Below are 21,624 nucleotides of genomic sequence, written 5' to 3' on the forward strand. Positions count from 1 at the left end.
CAAGATTTCTGACAGTCATGCAGGCTCCACCCCTAAGCATAGCGGATTCTGGGGCCTGCGGCGGTGTATGACAGATTCGCCTGGCAGGTGGAATCGGCCAGGACAGGCAGCATTTCGGTCGTTAGCTTGCAAGGACTGGTACTGGCCTTGGATCGAGGGCGCCACGCAGGCAGACCCCATGCACGGCCGCAAACCGCAGCGCCTTTCTGCAAATTAGTTCACGTGGCGGCTCGATATTCTCTCGAATAATTATCTTACAATCTATTACATGTCCAAATTGTAATTGCACGATCATCTTGGTGTTAGCCTCCTTTGCTAGTTTAAGGGCAGCGGAAGAGGCATCGCTGCTTTGGAAATTGTCTCATTTCAAAGCAGCTTGGCAAGAGCACCGAGCAGTTGTTCGCGCCAGTGCATTCACCTGTAAACCATACGCTCCTTTGGTAGGTGAATTTTAGCGCCCCCCTACGGGCGCTTTTTTATTAAGGGACTTCTTATGAACACTACTGTATCAGCGATCGCCGTGTTTATGCTCTTTACATCACTAACAGCCAATGCCCAAAGCGGTATGGAGATCAATAAACACATCGAGCGTACTGCTAGAGAGGCTACAGCGGATTATGCTCAACGCGTAAAAAAGCCCATGCCTCAACTAGAAGACTACGCCTATGGCATGGACCTGGACGTTGGTAAGTTGGTGTATGTATCACCCAATGTGCGGTACTGCGGTAATGTAAGAAGCATGATGACCTACGAAGACTCGAAAGGCGAACTGCACATGGTTCGCTACCTGGTGAAGGGCGAGTGTGTTAATAGCCGTTAAGACTCATCAAGATGATCCCTGCGGCCACCGGATCATAGAAGCTCAATGCCGAACCGGCGCAGCAGTATGGCGAAGCCTCCGAAGCTGGCCATTGTGATGAGGATGCTGCTGATCAGTGTCGGCCAAAAGCCGAGCTTAGGTAGCAGCAATGGAAAAGCAATAAACATCGGCAGGGTCGGAAGCACGTACCAGAACGTGTACCAAGCATGGTTGGAGATCTTCTCCATGCTCTGGTTCTCTAAATAGAGCCAGACCAACGTCACGACCGTGACCAAGGGTAGGGCGGCGACCAAGCCGCCCAGCTTGTCGCTGCGTTTCGCCAGCTCTGACACGAGAATCACTATACCGGCAGTGAGTAGGTACTTCGTGATGATCCAGGCCATCGCTGAGCCTTCTGGAGGTTGTTGACGAGGGCAGGCGAAGCCATTCACCAACCCCCTTGAAGCGCTCCTGCCGTTTACGGCATCCCTCACCGCATTTTTTTTGCAACATCACCCTCAGCCAGGAGGGTGATGTGTTTGCATGGTGTTTACCGATCGGTCAGTGCGAGGGTGAGGGAACGCTCTCGTGGAAAGCTGCCCGCTCGATCTGGATGGTGCAGTGATGGATTTCGAATGCATCGCTGACAGCATCCACGACGGCCGCCAACACAGCATCCCCATCTGCAGAATCCCGAACCACTACGTGCGACGTCATCACGTTACTGCCACTGCTGACAGCCCACACGTGCAAGTCATGAACGTCCGTCACGCCATCTACTCCGAGGATGGTGGCCTCGATTGCCGTAACGTCGAGCCCCCTCGGGACACCCTCCATGAGGATCCCCAGGCTTTCGCGAAGCAACTGCCACGTCCGCGGCAGAACCCAAAGGCCGATCGCCACAGCGACAATCGTGTCGACCCAGGTCCAGCCGGTGAAGCGGATGATAAGTGCCGCGATGATTACGCCAAGCGAGCCGAGCATGTCGCTCCAAACTTCGAGGTAGGCTCCTTTGACGTTGAGGCTTTCGTTGCTCGCAGATGCCAGAAGGCGCATCGAAATTAGGTTGATGATCAGGCCGGCGATTGCGATCCACATCATCGCTCCGGTAGCGATCTCCGCCGGCATGAAGAAGCGCTGGTAGGCCTCATACAAGATGTACATCGCCACCAGGAAGAGCAGCACGGCGTTGAACGTCGAAGCCAGAATTTCCAGGCGCGCATAGCCGAAGGTTCTTTTCTGATCCGCCGGCCGCTTGGCTATCTGAAGTGCAATCAGTGAGATCGCCAAGGCGGCAGTATCTGTGAACATGTGAGATGCGTCCGACAGCAGCGCCAGGCTGCCGGTAATCCACGCACCGATCACTTCTGCAATCATGAAGCTGCCAGTCAAGCCGAGCGCCATGATTAGCTTCTTCTGATGCCCCTCGCGTACTGCAGCGCTGCCATGGTCATGATTTGAACCCACGTATTTCTCCTTGCGCAGGGTTGTGGTCTCGTTGGCCTTCCTGTCTACCTAGCCTTAGAGCGTCGCTTGGCCACACTGACTGCAAAATCTTGCTCCTGCACTCAGCAGCGAGCCGCAGGCGGTGCAACCACTCGATAGCGGTGTTCCGCAGTTTAGACAAAAGCGTGCTGACGGATCGTTGGCCGTCCGGCACTGCCTGCAGCCCTGCAGATCTTTGATGGGGGCAGGAGTGGGAGGGCGCCCGCCGTCATACACCTGATTACCGCCGTCGCAGCCCTGCTGCCGGCCATGGCGATCATATTGCTCGGCCCCATGTCCCCCGCTGTGGTGCTTGCCTCCACCGTGGTTTCCACGGCCATGGTGCCCGCCCAGGATGTTTTTGAAAAAGCTCATGGTATTCGCCCCTCATTGATGGGTGACATATTAACGAGCAAAAGTTGAAAATTATGTTCTGCTCGCGAGAAAGACTTGTAAGTTGAATTGAAAGTTCAAAATTAGCCTACGACAAAACGAAACCGTTTTGTTTGTGAAATTAAATTTATCTAGCTGAGCGGAGCATTGCTTTTGGTGGGTAGTATTCCCCTAATTTTGATCATAGCGTGATCAATGACAATCAAAACAGCAGTAATTGGATTTCTGTCAGCATTGTAATCCCGAGGTCATCGTGTCGTTATCAGGTCCCGGAAATAATGCGCTCAGCGAGATTCATTTCTCTTTTTATCCCTATGCCTCACACATACTAAGCGTCCCCAACGCCTAGGGGCCTAAGGCCTCTGACGCTCCGCACATTGCGCAATCGCTCAGCATCTGTCGACGGTTTGCCTTGTAGCTCCCGCTAACTCCATAGCTACCGCCATGGATAAGCAGCTTCCAGAGTTTGATAATGACACCTTCCAAATCCATTGTTCACACCCTGTTAAGCAAATGGATCTTTGCTATTCGCAATGCGCGGCAGAAAGGCATCAGTACTAATTTGCTAATCGGCCTGGTGACTTTTTGGTTACTGCTATTCGCGAACGCTGAGCTCTGGAACGTGCTCTGGAAGCTGGTATTCAAAACCGATGAAGTGAACTGGCAGCTAGCGGCTAGCCTCCCAGTCATAGTATTCGCATGGGTGTTTACCGTTCTGAGCTTGCTGTCATGGGGGCGGCTGGCCAAACCCATACTGTGCCTGGTACTGATCAGCGCGTCTTTTGCGAGTTACTTCATGAATGCCTACGGCATCGTGATCGATTACACAATGTTCACCAACGTTGTGGAGACCGACGTCGCTGAGGCAACCGAGCTGCTGAATTGGAAGCTCGGTCTTTGGGTCGCAATGGTTGGGGTGTTGCCCGTCTACCTGATTGCCCGGGTTCCCCTCCGGCGCAAGCCTTGGGCCAAAGCTTTGGTCAGCAGGTTCATTGCTCTGTCGCTCGCTCTGTTGACCTTATCTGGCATCGCGTTGAGTCAGTACCAGTCGTATGCCTCCTTGCTGCGCAACAATCGGGAGATCCGGCTGATTCTGGTACCTACCAACTTGTTTGCGGCTGGCCATGGGTACCTGAAGCGTCAGCTGGCCTCACCTAAAACGCTGACGGCCATTGGTACTGATGCGGTAGTTAATCGACAGGGTGCGGCTCGTAAACCCAGGCTGCTGGTACTGGCAGTAGGAGAGACCGCTCGCTCCGCCAACTTCTCCCTCAACGGCTACTCCCGTGAAACGAATCCGGAACTAGAAAAGCGAAATGTCATTAGCTTCACGAACGTGAGCTCCTGCGGTACCGCTACCGCGGTCTCGCTGCCATGCATGTTCCTGGACGTGGGTAAGGCCCAGTACAAAGATGGCTTGGCCAAGAGCCGAGAAGGGCTGCTCGACGTGCTTCAACGCGCTGGCATCAGTGTCATGTGGACTGACAACAACTCGGGGTGCAAAGGGGTCTGCGACAGGGTTCCCAACCACAAGGCTGCCTCTCACGCGGATTCCCAACTGTGCACCAGCGAGGAGTGTAAGGACGGGGTGCTGCTCACGGAGATGCAAGACTTCATCAAGCGCCAGGAAGGCGATGCTGTCCTGGTGCTCCACTACAAAGGCAGTCACGGCCCGGCCTACTACAAGCGCTACCCCTCGCAATTCAAGAAATTCGCACCGGTGTGCGAGACCAACGAGCTCGACAAATGTAAGCAGGAGGAGGTGGTCAATGCCTACGACAACTCAATCCTCTACACCGATTATGTGACTGCAAATCTCATCGATATCCTGGCGGCCAACACCAAGTTCGACACTGCGCTGATGTACGTTTCGGACCACGGCGAATCGCTGGGGGAGGGTGGGCTCTATCTACACGGGCTGCCTTACGCGATGGCTCCTGACGAGCAAACAAAGGTGCCGTTGGTACTTTGGATGTCTGACTCGCTCGCGAAGAGCGAAAAGGTCAACGTGGGTTGTTTGAAAGCTCAAACCACGTCCCCGCTGAGCCACGACAACCTGTTCCACACCGTGCTCGGCATGATGAACGTCCAGACGTCTTCGTATCGCTCAGCGCTGGATTTCACTGCCCCTTGTAAGCCCTTTGTCGGAGGCTCTTATTCTGGCCTCTGAATGTTCGATGTGGACCGGATCATCGGCCAGGCGGTTCTGCACCAGCCTGCTTTGACAGCTGAGAGAAGCTGGACTAATTACATAGCTGCATTCAACAACCCAAGCGGAAAAGGAAGTTTTGCATGAGCATCAAGCCAGGCCCAAAGCGCACCAATGAAGATGGCACTCCGGACAAAAGGCAGCGAGTCACCCCTGAAAAGCAGAAGGACCATCCGGACCTGAAACCCCACAAGCACAAAAAGGGGGAGTAAGAAAAAAGCAGCTCTCGGGAGCTGCTTTTTTTTTGGGGCTGTGTGCAAACCCTCCCGACCGTCTCGCTGATCAATCGGACCGCGTCGTGAGTCTTCCGCTTGGCTTGATGGATTCTGAAGCTACCTCCGGATCGGTTATCCCTTCAGTGCGGACGACGAGACTGATATCCCAGAGCGTTGAGCTGATACTCGCTGACAGCCCGAAATTGTGATTCTGCGATTTGACGCAGGCGCTCAACCTCTTCGGCAGATGAGCCAGAAGCCTGCGCCTCGTGGTATTGCTTCATCGCATCCACTGCGTCGGTATACATGGGGTGGTCGGGGAGAAGAGCTGGCATCTTTTTCGTCATGTAGCGGCAGGTCCTCACTGGATAGTCGACGGTGGTTTACCTGCTTTGAGGAGCTGAAAATCAATGACCGCCTGATAGAGCGAATCTGCCAATGGGTGAAGACGCTGTACCTCAAGGTCTGGCAATCCAGCAGCCTCCGCTTCGTGGGCCTGTCGGATAGCTTCAAGCGCTTGCCTCATCAGTGGCTCACCAGCCTCGACCATTCCAATGAATGTGCGCTTCACAACATTTTGCTCCATTCAGCTGAAGATGAATTATAGGACACCGCGGCGTGGCAAGGCCCCGAGCAGCATAGGTGTTCGACGCCCGACTGAACGAATCAATGAGGAGCGCGCTGGCCTGGGGAGTGGCCAGGGCGCGTGTCGTAGCTACGTTGTAAACCACTTTTTTTCACTGTAAACCACTGTGGTTACAGTGAAAAAAAGTGGTTTACAACAGGCCTCCTCAGGCCTGAGTCAGCTCCAGCAGATCGCCCAGTTCCTCCCGGGCCATCTTCACTCTATCCATTCTGCGATAAGGATGATCAACCGGCATCCGGATAAGGGATTCGAACCAAGCCGAATCGAATTTGATGACTTCCTTGTGAATGTGCTCAAGCTCACCTCCGCGAGGCTGTGACACTACAAACTCCATGCTTTCAACCAAGCCGGACGCTTCACTGTCTTTGACGATTCGATGGCGGATGAAACTCATTTTGAGATCAAAATATGCCGCCTTCGAACCAGGCACCTTCTTCGATTCCAGCCGACCAGTGCTGCTGATTTCCGCCCCTGGCACCTCAGCGGCAATAGCTTTCACCAGCTCAGCATTTCCAATGACCTTCTGGCCAAACAGGCGGGTGGCGTCCGACATGTAAGCAAAGATCCATGGCACATTGCGAAGCGTCGCGCCGGTATAGAGGTAGCCACGCTCTCCCTTGTAACGCTGCAGCATGCCTCTCAACGCGTTCTCGGAAAGGACCAGTTGGGTCTCTTTCTCCAGGATGTAAACCACGCGATCGAACTGTTCGATCAATAGCTTGAGAATCTTCCGTGGGACGCCGTCAAACCTGGTTTTTCGTTCTGTTTTCTTGTGCTGGCGAGGCTGGAAGTACGGGCAATCGTTACGGGCCTCACTATCAAATGGAGCGATGCCGCGAATGCTCTTAGTAGCATGTTTCCCGAATGGGTTCTTCACGTTAGGCGGTAGCTCATACAGCCCAACCAGCTGGACAGGGTTGTCGCATGCCGGGCATACAGCAAACTGAGCTAGCTTGCCGGCACTTCCAGGCTGGTACCATGGATCTCTGCGGAAGGTCTCGGCCTCGAAACCTTCCTTGTCGATGATCTTGCTTTCTGTGTCTTCGATGCGGACCTTATAGACATCCATCTTTGCTGAAACCGTATCAATAGAGGGTCTCTGGATGGTAACGAGCGAGGATAGGCAGCAGTAGGCCTAACTGACCCTTTTGGTGGTCACCCACTGGTTTGAGGCCCGCCCAAAGCATGCCTGATCGACCTGGGCGGGCCCTAGAAACAACTAACCCCCTGGTGCGCAGTACAGGTCTGGGACCTGCCCGAGGCGTGGGGGCTATTCTTGGAGCGACAGTGACACCGGCTCCGGAGAAAATCAATTGGTTTGTAGAGCAGCCGGTCAGCTAAGGTCAAACCCAGATCCTAAAGGGGAGGCCGATAGCAGCTCAGTCAGCATCATCGGCACCTTCTTCATCTTCATCGGTATCCCCAACACTGAGCCAGTCGTGAAGGTTGTACCGCACGAAGTCTTCCGCATCGAGCATGGTAAAGTCTTGGAGCACCGTGACGTCTGCTCCACCGAAGTACAGCCCATCGTTGAGATTTCTGGCCACCCCGAGCAATTCATTCAGCTGGTCGTGCAGCTCATTTGCGCGCCTGGCGTGCTCTCGTTTGGTCAAAAACCGGAACACCACCTCGTAGGGCTCAGCCGGGTCGCGAATCTCGCCCTTGGGGTTGAAGGAAACCCAAGCACTAGCGAAAAATTGGTTGTTCTGATGGAGGAAATCGTCGACAAGCACGGCGATGCCCTTCATGCCGTCGTCACCTTGGTCTGCCTTCAGGCGGTTGACCAACTCGTCCGGCATCGCAATACGGTTGTAATGGTGGGACATCCAGTATGAGAAATACTGACCGTTTTCTTCGCTCAGCGTGATTACCGGATTTCGGTGGAGCGTCGGAAGCACGGCTCTCTTGGTCCACACACGCTTGTGAATCTTGAGCTCCAAAACCTGCTTTTCCGCGTGCTGCAGGTGCAGCGTACGTGGATTGAGGGCGTGCAGCTGCTTATCAAAGGCCTTTTTCTTTACCTTAACGGCAATCCACTCTATCCACGGCGCATCACAAAGGTTGCGTGCATGCACCGTGCAGGAATGGGAGGCCAACATCCAATAAGCTGGAGCCACCCCCTCGAATTGGCCTTTCAGGACCTCCTCGGATATGTGTTCAATCAAGGCGTCACCTGAGACGGTATCTCCTTGCAGCCAACCAGCAGCGCTAATGGCACTTACGATCTCTTGCTCAGGTGTATCAGCCATAATCAAACCAAATTCGAACCGCCCGATTTTTCTAACCTGGCGATGGTTTTGAGGTCCCTATCACGTAGCTGCTGCGCCTTGCCAGCCAACTCCGCAACCATTCCGTACACACCTTTAGCGCCATTTCGATTCCACGCTTCATCCGAAAGCGCATCCTGAATCAGGCGGCCATCGGCGGTTGGATAGAAAAGCACCCGATGCAGATACTGCGCTTCTTCGGCGTTAACTTGGCGCAACGCCTCAGTTAAAGCCGCAAGCCTCTCGGGAAAACCAGTGGCGGTTTTTCCAGTCCGCCAATTGTACACGGTCTGACGAGACACGTTGAAGATCTGCGCGATGGAGCTATCTGACAACTTGAAGTCGCTCCTAAGCTCCTCGATTAAGGCCGGCGCTACGTCTTCGGTAACATTGGCATCCTGGCTGGTGTCCACCTCGGTCCAGGCACCAGCATGCACGCCATGAAAGCTCATGCCTGCTGAGCCGATAAGTTGTGGATAGGGCAGGGAGGCAGTCCCAGGAGCGACTACTACCGAAACGGCCAGCATCGCTGTGAAAGCAATCGCCAATACAGGGTTTGCTGTCGTGCTACCTACACGCGGAGCAATTTCAGGGTTTTCCCAAGTAGAAGATCTGCTTACAGCAGCCCCGGTAGGATCAATCCATTGCCCATTCATTGCTGTAGTCATTTCGCCTTCCCCCAAACCTCAAAGGCATGATCTTTCGCGACTGTCCTAAAAGCAAAGTTAGCAGTCTTATGCAAACCGTCGAGTCTCGTGCAGATCTCCTCGGTTCCCAGTCGTTCGGCTAACTGCAGCGGCCAATGCGCATCCGTATCGAGAAGAGCACCATTTTCGCTAACAGGCACAAATGCACCTTGCAGAGGAGCACCATGCTTGGATGAATTCCTCGATTGCTTAGCAATTTCGAAAACCATGGCCGGCTCGACCAAATCTTCCGGTATCCACATACCAGTCTGCCGCCAGCATCTGATGTGCAGATACTCCGGATCTAGATGGTAGGTGGTAGTAGAGATTCCAAGCTGCTCCTTGGGGACTTTCCCATGCGCCGCTAGCTCATCGCATTTAAGTGGGAGCATGGCTTCCGGAAGGTAGTCGGCTAGGGTCTCACCTTCAGCTGGTTCAATTTTATCGACGTACCGCATCCCGATAGCGGTGATATCCAATGCACCTGCTTGCCCTACCAGCGCCTCAATGCACTCACGGAAAAGCGCTAAGTGGTTATCAAAATGAAGATAATTTGTGCTTTGCAGGATCATGTGATCCATGGCCAGCACGCACGCGTAGTCAGCATCCCGATTAAGGAACGCCCAAGAATTCGGTTCTCCGCTGTGCATCACCCCAGGCGGCACGCCCTTGACCATCTGGAAGAAGCCCGGGAGGCTCTGACGGATCGTGTGCTGAATGTCTGGGATCAGCTTTGGCAGCTTAAGAATCGGGGCAAATCTGATTACGCTCAACGCATAGATAAGCGGCGCCCTTGCTAAGACCCCTTCGCGTTCTGACATGTTAACTCCTCCACCGCGCCCAACGAGGGACCGGATTCTACATCATTTGACAAATCCTTTGACAAGAACTGTATAGCAGGGCCTTTCGATTTGACAAGCGGTCCCCGTGAGGGATGGAGTGCAGAAAACGCCTCCATCAGGAGCTTACTCGTCATTCCAGAAAAGCCTCTACAGACACCATCGCTAAGCCTCTGAGGAAGCACGAATTTTTAATCAGAGCTCTTCCTAGCAGTGAGAAGAAACTCAACGAATCGTCACCAGATAGCTCAATCCAGGGGAACGCTTGCTCTGATGGGGTGGTTCAGAAACGTGCTGTCTGGTCCAGATTTCTCATCTACGAAGAGCACGAAGAGCTCTTGGATCCAGAGTTTGAGGCCGTGATTGGCTGAATGGAGAGGTCGGAAAGAGGACGGGTGATCCAGTGAAGCACAAGCGCAGTCAGGAGGCTTGCGATGGTGTTCACTGAGATTGAGACGAGAGCATTCCGCATTTTGGAGAGTCCATTTTTTGAAGTGGACCTCTATTTAATGCGCATAAACTGTGTGTCACCACCACCCGCAGAAAATTTCGTCACGCCCCAGAATGGGAATTTGCATTCGGGGCGCACCACGATTCATCTCGTGCCAGAAGCCGCCTGCAGTGCAATCAATTGGCGAGCCAAGACTCGACTACCTCAGCGCCATACTCGTTTTTCCAGGCCTTAAGCGTACGCTGATTACCACCCTTGGTCTCAACAACCTCTCCGCTGTGTGGATTCTTGTAGACCTTTACTTCGCGTGGTTTCCGAGAGGTTTTTGGGGCCATATCAGTGGAAGCCACCGCTTGCGGATCGAGGATCAGCACCACTTGGCGCAGGCCGTAGCCATACTCGTTGAGCAAACTGCGCAGCTTCGTTTCAAATTCCATTTCCTGCTTCAGGGCAGAGTCATTTTTCAGCGCTTCCAGCTCCGCCAGTTGGGCTGCGAGCTGTTGTTCGAGCAGGCGGAATTCAGCGAGACGGGACATAAGATTCTCCAAAATGGGTTCGATGATTTTAGCAATCAAGAAAGAAAGCGTGCTAACTATCTTGATCCCACATGCCTGAATCGGCAATCACGAGGCTGAGCGATCGGTGTGGATAAAAACGTGATGGCTTCAGGATCGTCGATCTGGGCGGCTTCACTTGCGAGGTAATCGATCAGCTTTTTGCTTCTTACCCAAACGTACTGCCGGCAAGCCGCGTTTGGAATGGATGGCCCCGCAACGGGGCGAAACCTGGCCTCCCAAAGGTGCTTGAACGCCTCCCTGGTCGACTTCCCCAAATACACCGCAATCTCCGGTCCCAAGATATAGCCACGCCTGAATCTGTCGATGGCTTGAGGCTTAACCATCAATTGCGTACGCCGGCCTCGTTCGACAGCAGTGCTCCATAGCAGACCCAGTCGAACGAACGCGTATGCGCATTGTTCTTTGACGCCTAACAGCGCAGCAGCCTTGACTACCGACAGGCCGGGAAAGACCGGACTCTTGTTCTCAGCTCGGGCTTGTTGCCACGCTGCAAAATCTTGCGGCTTGAGTAACCACGCCCCTACCGCAACCGAGCCATTCTCAGCTGGGCCGTAAGCGCGAAGTTCACCTGCACGTATTGCCTGAACCAACTCGACCAACCCACCCCCCTTGGGCAGAGAATGCTTGGCCAAGTAGTTGATCGACACCAGGCTCTGGTCAGAGCTGGTAGGCAGCTTCTCATCAATCAATTCGTTGATCGAGCGGCAGTCAATCAGCCACCTTTCGCCTGGGCGCGGTTCTCCACCAAAGAACTGGAGGGTACCACCAGCTAGCAGCTGCCTAACCCGATTGCGACAGAGGCTTAGCAAAGTCGAGGTTTCTTTCATATCAGCCACGCCCTGGAGATGCTGCGAGATTGCCTTCAAATGATCCAGGTCCACGACCGTAAAGACTCGATCTTCATGGACCTTCTCCCGATAGGCGATTTGTCCCTCCTGATGAAGGCGTTTTATGACTGATACCCCGAGACCACAAGCTTCAGCAGCAGAATCGAACGACACCCAACGATGTCTCTCAATCGTCTCCTCACTCAAATTGCGATTTCGCTTCGCTAACGGTGCTTCCCACGCATGCTGCAGAAATGATTCGAACTCTCGACGAAGAAAGTCAAAACAAGAGTCATCCAGATCACGGTGGATGTCGTGGTATATCGGGCCGAACGATCTGCTGAGCGTCCAATGTTCGTTATCGGAATGGACTGCCTTGAGGCCACTCAGCAGTTCTCTGAATGCGAGAGGCCAGTTCATGAGAACCACGCCCGCCGCGTTTGCCATAAGCCGCGATATCTCTAGCGAACCCGAATCAGCAACCTTCAGCGGCTGGGTTCTTTCCGTAGGCAAACTTCTGACAGCGAGACGCGATGACAACTCGTGAAACTGTTCGTAGGTGAGGGCCGCCAATCCCGCGTCAGCTGGCAACGAGTCGGCGTAAAACCTATCTTCAAAGCCAGAGGTGAGCCAGGCGGCCGTATCACTCGCCGGCGCGATCTCAAAATTGGTCCCACTCAATGAGGTGCCACACGCTTGGCAACTATTCGCACTCATTGCGCTTGGATCGGTTTCCTTCAGACAGTTGGGGCACCGCCCGTGGAGTTCAGTGCCGTGGACAGAACACGTCGTAACCAGGGTCAAGCCCCAGCTTTCTCTCCAATAACCGGCTTCGCCCAAACAGATCGGACAGTAACGAGCGTGATGAGTCGTCCATAACTTGACCCCCTTGGGCCTTGGATCACGAAACTCAGCAGATACCGCAGGCCAGCTCAGTGGTCCTTCCATCATCTGCAGCCAGTCCGCAACATCGGTCTCGTCGGCTCGTGCAAAGGCGGTGAGCAGTTCCTTTCTGGGTAATCCGTTGGCTTTCGCCAGGCGCTGCAGGTACCCCAAAAGACTTTCGTCTTGGTGTGGTCGTGGGTTGATTAAAAGACCAAACATTCCTACACATCCATGAAATCGAAGACATAAAAATCAGGGGAGTAGAGCCGGGCCGATAAGCCCGGCCCTTGGCCGTCAGGTACTGCTCTCTTCGAACGTCTCAAACGGCTCCCGCTTCCCGAACAGAGGCTGGAAATTGAAGCTCGCACTGAAGGGGTTTCGATCCTCGGTGGCGTAGCTCCAAACCTCGTCTTCAAAAGCCTGGGCCAGCACAGGAAGTTCAATCCCGACAAGGTCCTGGACTTGAACCAGCCAAACAGCCCTGTCCACAATCTTGATGAGGTAGTCGATCAATCCATAGGAAGCCAGGTAGAAGCGTTTAATCATCGCTGGCTCTACAAAACTGATGGTTTGAACAGGCAGTTCGCCCTCGATTGCCTGCAACAACATCACGAAATGAAGAGACGTATTAGCGGAGAAGGTGAAGCGATCGTATGCCACCGTGGCCGAAAACCTGCGTCGCAGTTGCTCGTTTGCTAGCAGGAGATTTTCGGTGCGCTTCAGCCCAATCAGAACAAACGCGATACTGGTTTCATTCATCAGACTCTTGATCCAGTCTGCTGCCTCATACGCACCATTACGACGATAATCGACCAGGTGCTGCGCCTCATCGAGGACCAACATCTCCACGCCAAGGTTCTTCAGCAGCAGGACTACTCGCGCAAATTTAACCTCTGCCGAATGTCCTCGTGCCTCTGCGAAGGGATCCTTCAGCTCTGCCAAAATGGCTGCTGCCAGGTTCTTTTTGGTTGGAGACGAAGGCATCTCGACGAACAGAACTGTCCGCTTCTGTGGGTCATGGCTCTCCAATTCCTCCAATGACCGAATGTACTCCTTGACCAATGTGCTCTTGCCCACTCCGCTTGGACCTTGGATCAGCAACCCTTTACTTGCTCTGGTACGCCGACTATCGCCGTGGATATCGCCTAGTCGCGTCAACGCTCGCTCGACTTGAGGGCTGTGAATAAAACGATCGCGGAGCGTAAAGCTGTATTCACCATGCTCGTAGCATTCGTACAGATTGATGGCGTTCATGGCTTAGAACTCCCAGCAGGGCGACGAACCGAGACCTTGAAGGCTGCTGGCGGAATGTTAGGAATAGAGTCACCGGTCCATTCCACTTCAGCGAGTACCTTGGGTGGAGGCGTGCTTTCGGTCACTCGACCCTCCTTGTCGATTTTCGCTATGGCAGCTGCGCGTCGTTTTCTGAGCGTCTGCGAACGGCGGGCCTCGTCTGCATCTTCCATAATTTCCTGGTAGCACCTGTGCGTAGCCTCGAAGCTAGGCTGCTCATTATATTTTTCTCGCAGCGCTTTCTCGGCAGCCTTCCACACCTCCCTGCTCTTACCGGCCATTCGCTCATCTTTGGCGGGCACTTTGAAGAACAAGTTTCTGAAGCGGTCGTGAACCCAAACGTGCCCGGCTTCGTCTCGATAGCGGACGTTTACCTTTTCTCCGTCTGCCAAACGCATACGGAGCTCAGCAAGTTCCGTAGAGTGGTAGCCCACTTTGGCAACCTCGATGCCGTAATGGTGAACCTTCACCGAGGCCCGCTTGGCCAGAATGCACTCCAACGAGTCCAGGTCGACGGGAAGGCTGATGACATGGTTCGCCTCGCTAGTCCCCCAGACTTGAGCCGGTGTTCTGTTGTCCAGCCCCCGATGAGGAGTCTGGTGGTAACCATCGACGATCCATTTCACTACCACCGCCTCCAATTGAGGGAGCGTGAAACATGCATTCTTCTCCGAGTCGTAATCGCCACGCTGCTGGATATTCGAGAAGGTGGTACCCGGGAGGTTGTGGATAAGCCCCAGGTTCTGTGTGCTGAAAAAGCGTTCGACGGCACCTTTCCTTTGAGGGGCCCTTGAAGCGGGATACATGATCTCGATACCCAACTCGTTGAATCCCATGATGAGATCGCCCGCGTGAAATTCCGCTGCGTTGTCTGGGACTATTCGAGCCGGCAGCCCACGTGCCCACCATTCATTTCTCACTTTCGGAAAGCGCTTCAGCAATTCGGCTTTTGGACGGATTGAGCGTTCGATCACACGAAGCACGGTTTCCGTATTTGGCGCCGACAGGTGGAGCAAATATCCCATCACCATTCGAGAGAAGCGGTCGAGGACGATCGTCAGATAGGGGCGCCCAATGCACAGCCCCGAGGTTTCATCCACAAGCTGGACGTCCAACAAGGTGTGATCAATTTCCCAACGTTCCAAAATCTCATGGACACGTAGGACACCCGCCGCAACACGGTGCTTCTTGTCTGCTGCGTGTTTTCCGAGCCTCTCCTTATCCACAAGGTACGGATCCAGCTTGGCGATGTACCTTCGGACAGTCATTCCGCTTGGGATCTTGAGCTGATCCGAAGGCAAACGACTTTTGTTCCTCTCTTTTATCTGATCTTCGAATTCTGAAACGACCACGCTGACCGCTGGAATCGTATCCTGCAGGTAGGTTTTATTAATCACCCCTTCAAGAATAACTTCGAGCTCTCCCTGTATCGCGGCAGCCCGACCCTTTTTGGCATGCTGAGGGATAAGCTTTACTACGTTCTGGCCAATGTATTTGGCTGCCCAACGTCGAATAGTGGAAACCGAGGGTGCGCACGCATCCCCAATCTTTTTGGCGATATCTCTAAGTTTCTTGATCATGTCTTCGTCACCCGGTAGCTTGTATTTACCGCGCTTAGTTAGGTCGTCCAGATACTTGCGTCGACGCAATGCCTCATCTCCATGTTTTTTGGGGAAGCATGAAATATCTGGAGGGACGTTCCGCACATACGGAACCTTCCCAAGGTATGGCTGATCAGCGGAGATCTCGATCTCGCGCTTCTCGTAGGCCTCATAGAACTCCTTCTCGGATAGCTTCGTGGGCTCACCAAGCTCATCGAAAAAGAGCAGCTTCCGGTCAATAAGCCTCTTCTCAAGCACCATCAGTACGCCACGAACGATGACGACCAATTTCACCCTAAGGGAAAAGGTTTGCATGACGGTGCCCCCCTTGCAGGAAGACCGGGGAGTCAGTGTCAATTGACCTATCAAGGTCAATGCCCACCACCCCAAGGCCTAACAAGCGCCAGGCTTTCCCCTCACCAACCACGTAGAGCAGATCTGCAACGGTCATAGGCGGCCATTCGTTGAAGGTCGCCATTACCTCCTCCAACGCCTGATGCGAAAGCTCTGGACCGCGCCGGTGATACATCAGCCTTCTAAGATTGGTAGCCAGGGGTTCAGCTTCAATTAACTTTTCAGTGATCACCGAAAAGTTACGGGCAGTGGCGTTGAAGTAGCGCTCAGCGGCATCCAGTCGCTGCCTGACGCTGGCAATCTTCAGTCGGTCGTGAGGCTTCACTTCAAACCACCACTCGCGCCCATCCGCGAGGAAAACCTGTACGTCTGGGTAATATTTGAAGTAGCCCTGGAGCGATGGAACACGTTCCTCACTGGGCTGCGGGACGTAGCCGATGACCGCAGGAGACAGCTCAAGAAGCCGAAAAAGAGCGCCTTCGAGCTGGGACTCCCAGGGCACAGGCTTTTTATTTTTGAGCGATGGGAAGTAGCCGCGGTAATGGTTGGACCGCCGCGTGACCACCTTTCGTACTGTCATGAAACACCTCCGAAAATCTCGAAACGAGCGCCGACGCTGCGCCAAAAAATCAAGGCGCAGGGCGGGCGAAGTGAGGCCTTTCGACAGGCAACACTGTGCCGTCGAGTAACCTCGCTAAGGTCGAAAAAATGGGAGAGGATTGACAGTCGCTTCGAAAAAGCAGACATTGCGGGTTCTGAGGACGCAAGTCTGCTTCGCTAAGCGCGGTCAGTCCTCTCGGGATTGATCGCGTTTTTCTACATTTTCAGGTCTCCTTTTCTCTCATTGGTCATGACTCTCATGACTGATCAGAATCTAAAGCAATCGGCTTGCTCTCTTTATTTCTAAACGGCCACTTCGTGATCGCTGGAGCAATTTGGATCAGGTCTGAAGCTCTCGCTTCAAACAGCTGATTTGGCTGAAAATCTTCAGTGCAAAGCGGAAAAGTTGGTCATAGATCTTATTCCAACATCCCTTCGAAATCTACAAAAAATCCAAAATGGCAACTTCCACCAAATTCCATTTCCATACTAAATTGTTCAAATTAATACTTAACACGTACGCTTAATTAACTATTAAGGTGTTCAAATATTAGTTTTAAAGTCCTCTCAATCTCTCTGCTGCTCAGATCCGCCCGCCGACCCTCTCAGCACTTCCAGCGCCCCATCAAATCACTTCCTCAAATCCCCCCATCTGCATCATTTTCCAATGAGCGGAGTAGGGCGCCCCGGCAGGAATTCCAGGCAAAAAAAAGCCCGCGAAGGCGGGCTTGATGGTGACCGACAGGGGCCATGGTTGAAGCCCGGCCGGTCATCTATTTGTGAAAGCGTGCAGCTTTTCTGTGAACCTACACCTGATCAGAAGTCCAGGTTCGACACCGACAGCGCGTTACTTTCGATGAAGTCACGACGCGGCTCGACTGCATCACCCATCAGGGTGTTGAAGATCTGGTCAGCGGCGATGGCATCTTCGATAGTGACCTTGAGCATACGGCGAACGGTCGGGTCCATGGTGGTTTCCCACAGTTGGTCCGGGTTCATCTCACCCAGCCCTTTGTATCGCTGAATCGTATGGCGCTTGGTGGTCTCGTTCATCAGCCAATCCAGGCCCTCTTTGAACTCGACGATTGCCTTGCGGCGTTCACCACGCTGCACGTACGCACCTTCACCCAACAGGCTCGAAAGCTTGGCACCAATGTTGACTACGGTACGGTAGTCATTGCTGCCGAAGAAATCGCGGTTGAACGTGATGTAGCTGGCCAGACCGTGAGAGGTAATTTCCACTTCAGGCAGCCATACGTTGCGCTCTTTGTCTTCACGCAGGCTGGCGTTGTAAGCCAGGCCAGACTTCTGGCTGGAGTTCAGACGCGCCTGGAACTGGGCCAGCCAGGCTTGCATCACTGCGTGGTCACCCAACTGCTCCAGGGTCACCTCAGGCAGGTAGACGAAGTGCTCGGTCAGCTCTTCCGGGTACAAGCGCGACAGGCGCTTGAGAGTCTTCATGACACTACGGAACTCATTCACCAGCGCTTCCAGCTGCACACCCGAAACTGCTGGCGCCGATTCGTCCAGGTGCAGGCTGGCATCTTCCAGAGCCGACTGGGTCATGTACTCTTCCATGGCCTCATCGTCCTTGATGTACTGCTCCTGCTTGCCTCGTTTCACCTTGTACAGCGGCGGCTGGGCAATATAGATGTAGCCACGCTCGACCAGCTCCGGCAGCTGACGGAAGAAGAAGGTCAGCAGCAGCGTACGGATGTGCGAACCGTCAACGTCAGCATCGGTCATGATGATGATGTTGTGATAACGCAGTTTGTCGATGTTGTACTCTTCACGGCCGATACCACAGCCCAGCGCAGTGATCAGCGTGCCCACTTCCTGGGACGAAATCATCTTGTCGAAGCGCGCTTTCTCGACGTTGAGGATTTTACCCTTCAGCGGCAAGATTGCCTGGGTACGACGGTTGCGGCCTTGCTTGGCCGAGCCACCCGCAGAGTCACCCTCCACCAGGTACAGTTCGGAGAGAGCAGGATCCTTCTCTTGGCAGTCGGCCAGCTTGCCCGGCAGACCCGCGATATCCAGCGCACCTTTACGGCGGGTCATCTCACGGGCTTTACGGGCGGCTTCACGGGCGCGAGCCGCGTCGATCATCTTGCCAACGACGGCCTTCGCCTCGTTCGGGTTTTCCAGGAGGAAATCGGCGAAGTACTTGTTCATCTCCTGTTCCACGGCGGTTTTCACCTCCGAGGAGACCAGCTTGTCCTTGGTCTGCGAGCTGAACTTCGGGTCCGGTACCTTCACCGAGATGATTGCGGTCAGGCCTTCACGGGCGTCGTCGCCAGTGGTTGCCACCTTGTTCTTCTTGGCCAGGCCTTCCTGCTCGATGTAGCTGTTAAGGCTACGGGTCAGCGAGGAACGGAAGCCCACCAGGTGGGTACCGCCATCACGCTGCGGAATATTGTTGGTAAAGCACAGCAGGTTTTCGTTGAAGCTGTCGTTCCATTGCAGGGCGACTTCAACACCCACGCCATCGTCACGCTGAACGTTGAAGTGGAACACCTGGGAGTTGACCGGCGTCTTGTTGGTGTTCAAGTACTCGACGAACGCACGCAGACCGCCTTCGTACTTGAAGAACTCTTCCTTACCGCTGCGCTCGTCCTTCAGCAGAATGCCAACGCCCGAGTTGAGGAACGACAGCTCGCGGATGCGCTTGGCCAGGATGTCCCAGCTGAAGTGAATGTTCTTGAAGGTTTCAGCCGATGGCTTGAAGTGGATGTGGGTACCCGTGGTTTCACTGTCACCGACAACCGCCATAGGCGCTTGTGGAACACCGTGAACGTAAGTCTGTTCCCAGATCTTGCCGCTACGGCGAACGGTCAGAACCAGCTTCTCGGACAGGGCGTTCACAACCGACACACCTACACCGTGCAGACCGCCGGATACTTTGTAGGAGTTGTCGTCGAACTTACCGCCGGCGTGCAGCACAGTCATGATGACCTCGGCTGCGGAAACGCCTTCTTCCTTATGCACATCGACCGGAATGCCGCGACCGTTGTCGCGCACACTGATAGATTCGTCCGGGTGGATGATGACAGTGATGTCATCGCAGTGACCGGCGAGGGCTTCGTCGATCGAGTTGTCGACCACCTCGAAGACCATGTGGTGCAGGCCACTACCATCATCGGTGTCGCCAATGTACATGCCGGGACGCTTGCGTACGGCATCCAAACCTTTCAGCACCTTGATGCTGGAGGAGTCGTACGTTTGATTTTCGCTCATGCCTTCACTCCCGATGGTCGTGGGTCTGGGTGATACGGCCTTGTTCCACGTGGAACAAAGCAACTGGCGTTTCCGTCTGCCAGCCTTCCCTCAGTAATTCGTGATCTACACAGGTGATGAACACCTGGCAGCGTAATTCTTCAAGCAAGCGGCACAGTGCGCGGCGATGCTGGTCATCCAGTTCGGACGGCAAGTCATCCACGAGATAAATACAGTGACCGCGGCGAGCCTGACTAACGAGGTGGCCTTGGGCAATGCGCAATGCGCATACCACCAACTTTTGCTGACCACGCGACAGGATGTCGGCTGCGTTGTTGCCAGCCAACCGCAAACGCAGATCAGCACGCTGCGGACCGGCTTGGGTATGGCCCATCTGCTGATCGCGAAGGAGGGAGGAGGCGAGCACTTCTTGCAGTTCCCGGTCCTTGTCCCAGCCTCGGTAGTAGCTTAGGGTCAACCCGTCCAGCTCGACCAGTTCGCTCAGGGTTCGCTCGAAGACGGGCTTCAAGGCCTTGATGTAGTTGCGACGGTATTCATCTATTTCCGCGCTAGCCAGGCACAATTCCCGGTCCCAGGCGGCTTGCGAAGCTGGGTCAAGTGTACCATGACGCAACCATGAGTTCCGCTGCCGCAGCGCCTTCTGAAGGCGTTGCCAGGCTGGCAGAAAACGAGGTTCCACGTGGAACACCCCCCAGTCCAGAAACTGGCGGCGTATTTTGGGGGCGCCTTCAAGCAGCCGGAAACTGTCTGGGTTGATGAGCTGAAGCGGCAGTAACTCAGCCAATTGCGCGGCGCTGCGCGCATTTTGCCCATCGATGCGGATAGTAAACTCCCCTTGTCGCTCACGGGACACACCCAGGTTACTCGTACCACCCTCCGTCAGCTGAACCTCGCCGAACACAGTACAGGCAGCCTGTTCGTACTGAATAACCGGATTCAGGCGGGTGCTGCGAAATGAACGGGCCAGCCCGAGCAAATGCACGGCTTCTAGCACGCTGGTCTTGCCGCTGCCGTTGGCGCCGTAAAGGATATTGATGCGGGGGGAGGGTAAGAGTGTCACCGGGTGCAAGTTGCGCACCGCGGTGACCATGATACGTCGAAGGGACATTTCGCCTGCTACAGGTTACAGGCGCATCGGCATGACAACGTAGGAAGAATCGTCATTGCCAGCTTCCTGCAGCAGCGCACTGCTGTTTGAATCGGACAAGATCAGACGAACTTGCTCAGTAGTCATCACGCCCAGCACGTCCAGCAAGTAGCTGACGTTGAAACCAATCTCCAGCGAGCTACCTTCGTAGTCCACGCTGATTTCTTCTTCAGCTTCTTCCTGCTCAGGGTTGTTAGCCTGGATCTTCAGTTGACCGGCAGCCAGTTGCAGGCGAATACCGCGGTACTTTTCGTTGGAAAGAATCGCAGTACGGCTGAAAGCTTCACGCAGCGCCTGGCGGTCTCCGACAACCAGCTTGTCACCGCCTTTGGGCAGTACGCGCTCGTAGTCCGGGAACTTGCCGTCCACCAGCTTGGAGGTAAAGGTGAACTCGCCAGTAGTGGCGCGGATGTGATGCTGGCCCAGCACGATGCTGACCATACCTTCAGGATCGGTCAGCAGGCGCGCCAACTCCAGGATACCTTTACGCGGCACGATGACCTGGTGTCGATCCTCCTGCTCGATCGGCGCGCTCATCGAGCAAAGCGCCAGGCGGTGACCGTCGGTGGATACGGCGCGCAACGTGTTGCGGGAAACCTCAAGCAGCATGCCATTGAGGTAATAGCGCACATCCTGCTGGGCCATGGCGAAGCTGGTTCGCTCGATCAGGCGGCGCAGCTTGCTCTGCTCCAGGTTGCAGGTCAGCGAACCCGGGCCTTCTTCCACAGTCGGGAAGTCATTGGCAGGCAGGGTCGACAGGGTGAAGCGGCTGCGGCCGGCCTTTACCAACAATTTCTGCTCATCGACCTTGATATCGATCAGGGCGTCGTTAGGCAGGCTTTTGCAGATGTCCATCAGCTTGCGCGCCGGAACAGTGATCTCGCCAGGCTCTGCCGGCTCTTCCAGTTGCACGCGGCCTACCAGCTCGACTTCCAGGTCGGTACCGGTCAACGACAGTTGCTGGCCTTGTACGACCAGCAAGACGTTGGACAGGACCGGCAAGGTCTGACGGCGCTCGACGACACCGGCGACCAGTTGCAGGGGTTTCAACAGGGCTTCGCGTTGAATGGTGAAATGCATGGTCTAGTCCCTTGCCTTCAATTAGCTGCGCA

Annotated in this window: 20 protein-coding genes; 3 read left to right on the plus strand and 17 right to left on the minus strand. The window is 54.5% G+C overall.

Annotated elements, in window-relative coordinates:
* Nucleotides 1-493 precede the first annotated feature (493 nt).
* Nucleotides 494-820: a DUF2790 domain-containing protein gene (locus AA098_RS27545; protein WP_010951440.1), complete on the plus strand. Its 327-nt coding sequence runs from the start codon at nucleotides 494-496 to the stop codon at nucleotides 818-820.
* A gap of 32 nt (nucleotides 821-852) precedes the next feature.
* Here the strand turns inward: AA098_RS27545 and AA098_RS27550 are convergent, their stop codons facing one another.
* The 3 genes from AA098_RS27550 to AA098_RS29045 all read right to left on the minus strand — a co-directional run bounded on the left by AA098_RS27550 (nucleotide 853) and on the right by AA098_RS29045 (nucleotide 2,659).
* Nucleotides 853-1,203: a DUF3147 family protein gene (locus AA098_RS27550; RefSeq protein ID WP_011953105.1), complete on the minus strand. Its 351-nt coding sequence runs from the start codon at nucleotides 1,201-1,203 to the stop codon at nucleotides 853-855.
* A 157-nt stretch (nucleotides 1,204-1,360) separates the two neighbouring features.
* On the minus strand, nucleotides 1,361-2,266 hold the full coding sequence (locus AA098_RS27555; protein WP_010951438.1) for a cation diffusion facilitator family transporter: 906 nt from the start codon (nucleotides 2,264-2,266) through the stop codon (nucleotides 1,361-1,363).
* 54 nt (nucleotides 2,267-2,320) lie between these two features.
* Nucleotides 2,321-2,659, minus strand: a complete 339-nt coding sequence (locus tag AA098_RS29045; RefSeq protein ID WP_079732563.1) for a zinc ribbon domain-containing protein — start codon at nucleotides 2,657-2,659, stop codon at nucleotides 2,321-2,323.
* A gap of 490 nt (nucleotides 2,660-3,149) precedes the next feature.
* Here AA098_RS29045 and AA098_RS27565 point away from each other — a divergent pair, with 490 nt between their 5' ends.
* Both AA098_RS27565 and AA098_RS30010 read left to right on the plus strand, forming a co-directional pair.
* Nucleotides 3,150-4,847, plus strand: a complete 1,698-nt coding sequence (locus tag AA098_RS27565) for a phosphoethanolamine transferase (RefSeq protein ID WP_003298414.1) — start codon at nucleotides 3,150-3,152, stop codon at nucleotides 4,845-4,847.
* Nucleotides 4,848-4,969: 122 nt separating this feature from the next.
* Nucleotides 4,970-5,098, plus strand: a complete 129-nt coding sequence (locus tag AA098_RS30010; RefSeq protein WP_003253468.1) for a hypothetical protein — start codon at nucleotides 4,970-4,972, stop codon at nucleotides 5,096-5,098.
* A 143-nt stretch (nucleotides 5,099-5,241) separates the two neighbouring features.
* Here AA098_RS30010 and AA098_RS27570 read toward each other — a convergent pair whose 3' ends face one another.
* The 14 genes from AA098_RS27570 to dnaN form a co-directional block, all read right to left on the minus strand.
* Nucleotides 5,242-5,448 (minus strand): hypothetical protein, encoded by a 207-nt coding sequence (locus AA098_RS27570; RefSeq protein WP_003298411.1) that lies wholly within the window; start codon nucleotides 5,446-5,448, stop codon nucleotides 5,242-5,244.
* Between the two features lie 14 nt (nucleotides 5,449-5,462).
* A complete protein-coding gene (locus AA098_RS27575; protein ID WP_003298409.1) occupies nucleotides 5,463-5,672 on the minus strand; it encodes a hypothetical protein in 210 nt (69 codons plus the stop codon).
* A 220-nt stretch (nucleotides 5,673-5,892) separates the two neighbouring features.
* Entirely contained in the window at nucleotides 5,893-6,816 is a 924-nt protein-coding gene (locus tag AA098_RS27580; RefSeq protein WP_010951435.1) for a hypothetical protein, read from the minus strand.
* 310 nt (nucleotides 6,817-7,126) lie between these two features.
* Entirely contained in the window at nucleotides 7,127-7,996 is an 870-nt protein-coding gene (locus AA098_RS29630) for a hypothetical protein (protein ID WP_016497350.1), read from the minus strand.
* 2 nt (nucleotides 7,997-7,998) lie between these two features.
* The gene (locus AA098_RS27590; RefSeq protein ID WP_126404318.1) at nucleotides 7,999-8,682 is read right to left on the minus strand and encodes a transcriptional regulator; all 684 of its coding nucleotides are present in this window, start codon (nucleotides 8,680-8,682) and stop codon (nucleotides 7,999-8,001) included.
* Nucleotides 8,679-9,521, minus strand: coding sequence for a TIGR04255 family protein (locus tag AA098_RS27595; protein ID WP_010951432.1), 843 nt, complete (start codon nucleotides 9,519-9,521; stop codon nucleotides 8,679-8,681). Before AA098_RS27595 ends, AA098_RS27590 begins: the two co-directional genes overlap by 4 nt.
* 645 nt (nucleotides 9,522-10,166) lie before the next feature.
* Complete coding sequence (locus tag AA098_RS27600; RefSeq protein WP_010951431.1) at nucleotides 10,167-10,526, minus strand: histone-like nucleoid-structuring protein, MvaT/MvaU family; 360 nt, start codon at nucleotides 10,524-10,526, stop codon at nucleotides 10,167-10,169.
* Nucleotides 10,527-10,582: 56 nt separating this feature from the next.
* Entirely contained in the window at nucleotides 10,583-12,499 is a 1,917-nt protein-coding gene (locus AA098_RS27605) for a TniQ family protein (protein ID WP_010951430.1), read from the minus strand.
* Between the two features lie 75 nt (nucleotides 12,500-12,574).
* Nucleotides 12,575-13,534, minus strand: coding sequence for a TniB family NTP-binding protein (locus tag AA098_RS27610; RefSeq protein WP_010951429.1), 960 nt, complete (start codon nucleotides 13,532-13,534; stop codon nucleotides 12,575-12,577).
* Nucleotides 13,531-15,489: a DDE-type integrase/transposase/recombinase gene (locus AA098_RS27615; protein ID WP_016497347.1), complete on the minus strand. Its 1,959-nt coding sequence runs from the start codon at nucleotides 15,487-15,489 to the stop codon at nucleotides 13,531-13,533. The genes AA098_RS27610 and AA098_RS27615 overlap by 4 nt, the downstream gene beginning before the upstream one ends.
* Entirely contained in the window at nucleotides 15,470-16,108 is a 639-nt protein-coding gene (locus AA098_RS27620; protein WP_011953077.1) for a TnsA endonuclease N-terminal domain-containing protein, read from the minus strand. The genes AA098_RS27615 and AA098_RS27620 overlap by 20 nt, the downstream gene beginning before the upstream one ends.
* An 836-nt stretch (nucleotides 16,109-16,944) precedes the next feature.
* A complete protein-coding gene (gyrB, locus tag AA098_RS27625) occupies nucleotides 16,945-19,365 on the minus strand; it encodes a DNA topoisomerase (ATP-hydrolyzing) subunit B (RefSeq protein WP_003253152.1) in 2,421 nt (806 codons plus the stop codon).
* A 4-nt stretch (nucleotides 19,366-19,369) separates the two neighbouring features.
* Nucleotides 19,370-20,473 (minus strand): DNA replication/repair protein RecF, encoded by a 1,104-nt coding sequence (gene recF, locus AA098_RS27630; protein ID WP_003253154.1) that lies wholly within the window; start codon nucleotides 20,471-20,473, stop codon nucleotides 19,370-19,372.
* Nucleotides 20,474-20,488: 15 nt separating this feature from the next.
* A complete protein-coding gene (gene dnaN, locus AA098_RS27635; RefSeq protein ID WP_003253156.1) occupies nucleotides 20,489-21,592 on the minus strand; it encodes a DNA polymerase III subunit beta in 1,104 nt (367 codons plus the stop codon).
* Between the last annotated feature and the right edge of the window lie 32 nt (nucleotides 21,593-21,624).

Source organism: Pseudomonas sp. JY-Q (assembly GCF_001655295.1).
Lineage (GTDB): Bacteria > Pseudomonadota > Gammaproteobacteria > Pseudomonadales > Pseudomonadaceae > Aquipseudomonas > Aquipseudomonas alloputida.

What these genes read in the sequence shown, in the direction of transcription:
- AA098_RS27550 (WP_011953105.1), bottom strand. Translation starts at nt 1,203, where the DNA reads ATGGCCTGGATCATCACGAAGTACCTACTCACTGCCGGTATAGTGATT.
- AA098_RS29045 (WP_079732563.1), bottom strand. Translation starts at nt 2,659, where the DNA reads ATGAGCTTTTTCAAAAACATCCTGGGCGGGCACCATGGCCGTGGAAAC.
- AA098_RS27545 (WP_010951440.1), top strand. Translation starts at nt 494, where the DNA reads ATGAACACTACTGTATCAGCGATCGCCGTGTTTATGCTCTTTACATCA.
- AA098_RS27615 (WP_016497347.1), bottom strand. Translation starts at nt 15,489, where the DNA reads ATGCAAACCTTTTCCCTTAGGGTGAAATTGGTCGTCATCGTTCGTGGC.
- AA098_RS27565 (WP_003298414.1), top strand. Translation starts at nt 3,150, where the DNA reads ATGACACCTTCCAAATCCATTGTTCACACCCTGTTAAGCAAATGGATC.
- dnaN (WP_003253156.1), bottom strand. Translation starts at nt 21,592, where the DNA reads ATGCATTTCACCATTCAACGCGAAGCCCTGTTGAAACCCCTGCAACTG.
- AA098_RS27595 (WP_010951432.1), bottom strand. Translation starts at nt 9,521, where the DNA reads ATGTCAGAACGCGAAGGGGTCTTAGCAAGGGCGCCGCTTATCTATGCG.
- gyrB (WP_003253152.1), bottom strand. Translation starts at nt 19,365, where the DNA reads ATGAGCGAAAATCAAACGTACGACTCCTCCAGCATCAAGGTGCTGAAA.
- AA098_RS29630 (WP_016497350.1), bottom strand. Translation starts at nt 7,996, where the DNA reads ATGGCTGATACACCTGAGCAAGAGATCGTAAGTGCCATTAGCGCTGCT.
- AA098_RS30010 (WP_003253468.1), top strand. Translation starts at nt 4,970, where the DNA reads ATGAGCATCAAGCCAGGCCCAAAGCGCACCAATGAAGATGGCACTCCG.
- AA098_RS27600 (WP_010951431.1), bottom strand. Translation starts at nt 10,526, where the DNA reads ATGTCCCGTCTCGCTGAATTCCGCCTGCTCGAACAACAGCTCGCAGCC.
- AA098_RS27570 (WP_003298411.1), bottom strand. Translation starts at nt 5,448, where the DNA reads ATGACGAAAAAGATGCCAGCTCTTCTCCCCGACCACCCCATGTATACC.
- AA098_RS27610 (WP_010951429.1), bottom strand. Translation starts at nt 13,534, where the DNA reads ATGAACGCCATCAATCTGTACGAATGCTACGAGCATGGTGAATACAGC.
- AA098_RS27620 (WP_011953077.1), bottom strand. Translation starts at nt 16,108, where the DNA reads ATGACAGTACGAAAGGTGGTCACGCGGCGGTCCAACCATTACCGCGGC.
- recF (WP_003253154.1), bottom strand. Translation starts at nt 20,473, where the DNA reads ATGTCCCTTCGACGTATCATGGTCACCGCGGTGCGCAACTTGCACCCG.
- AA098_RS27605 (WP_010951430.1), bottom strand. Translation starts at nt 12,499, where the DNA reads ATGTTTGGTCTTTTAATCAACCCACGACCACACCAAGACGAAAGTCTT.
- AA098_RS27590 (WP_126404318.1), bottom strand. Translation starts at nt 8,682, where the DNA reads ATGACTACAGCAATGAATGGGCAATGGATTGATCCTACCGGGGCTGCT.
- AA098_RS27580 (WP_010951435.1), bottom strand. Translation starts at nt 6,816, where the DNA reads ATGGATGTCTATAAGGTCCGCATCGAAGACACAGAAAGCAAGATCATC.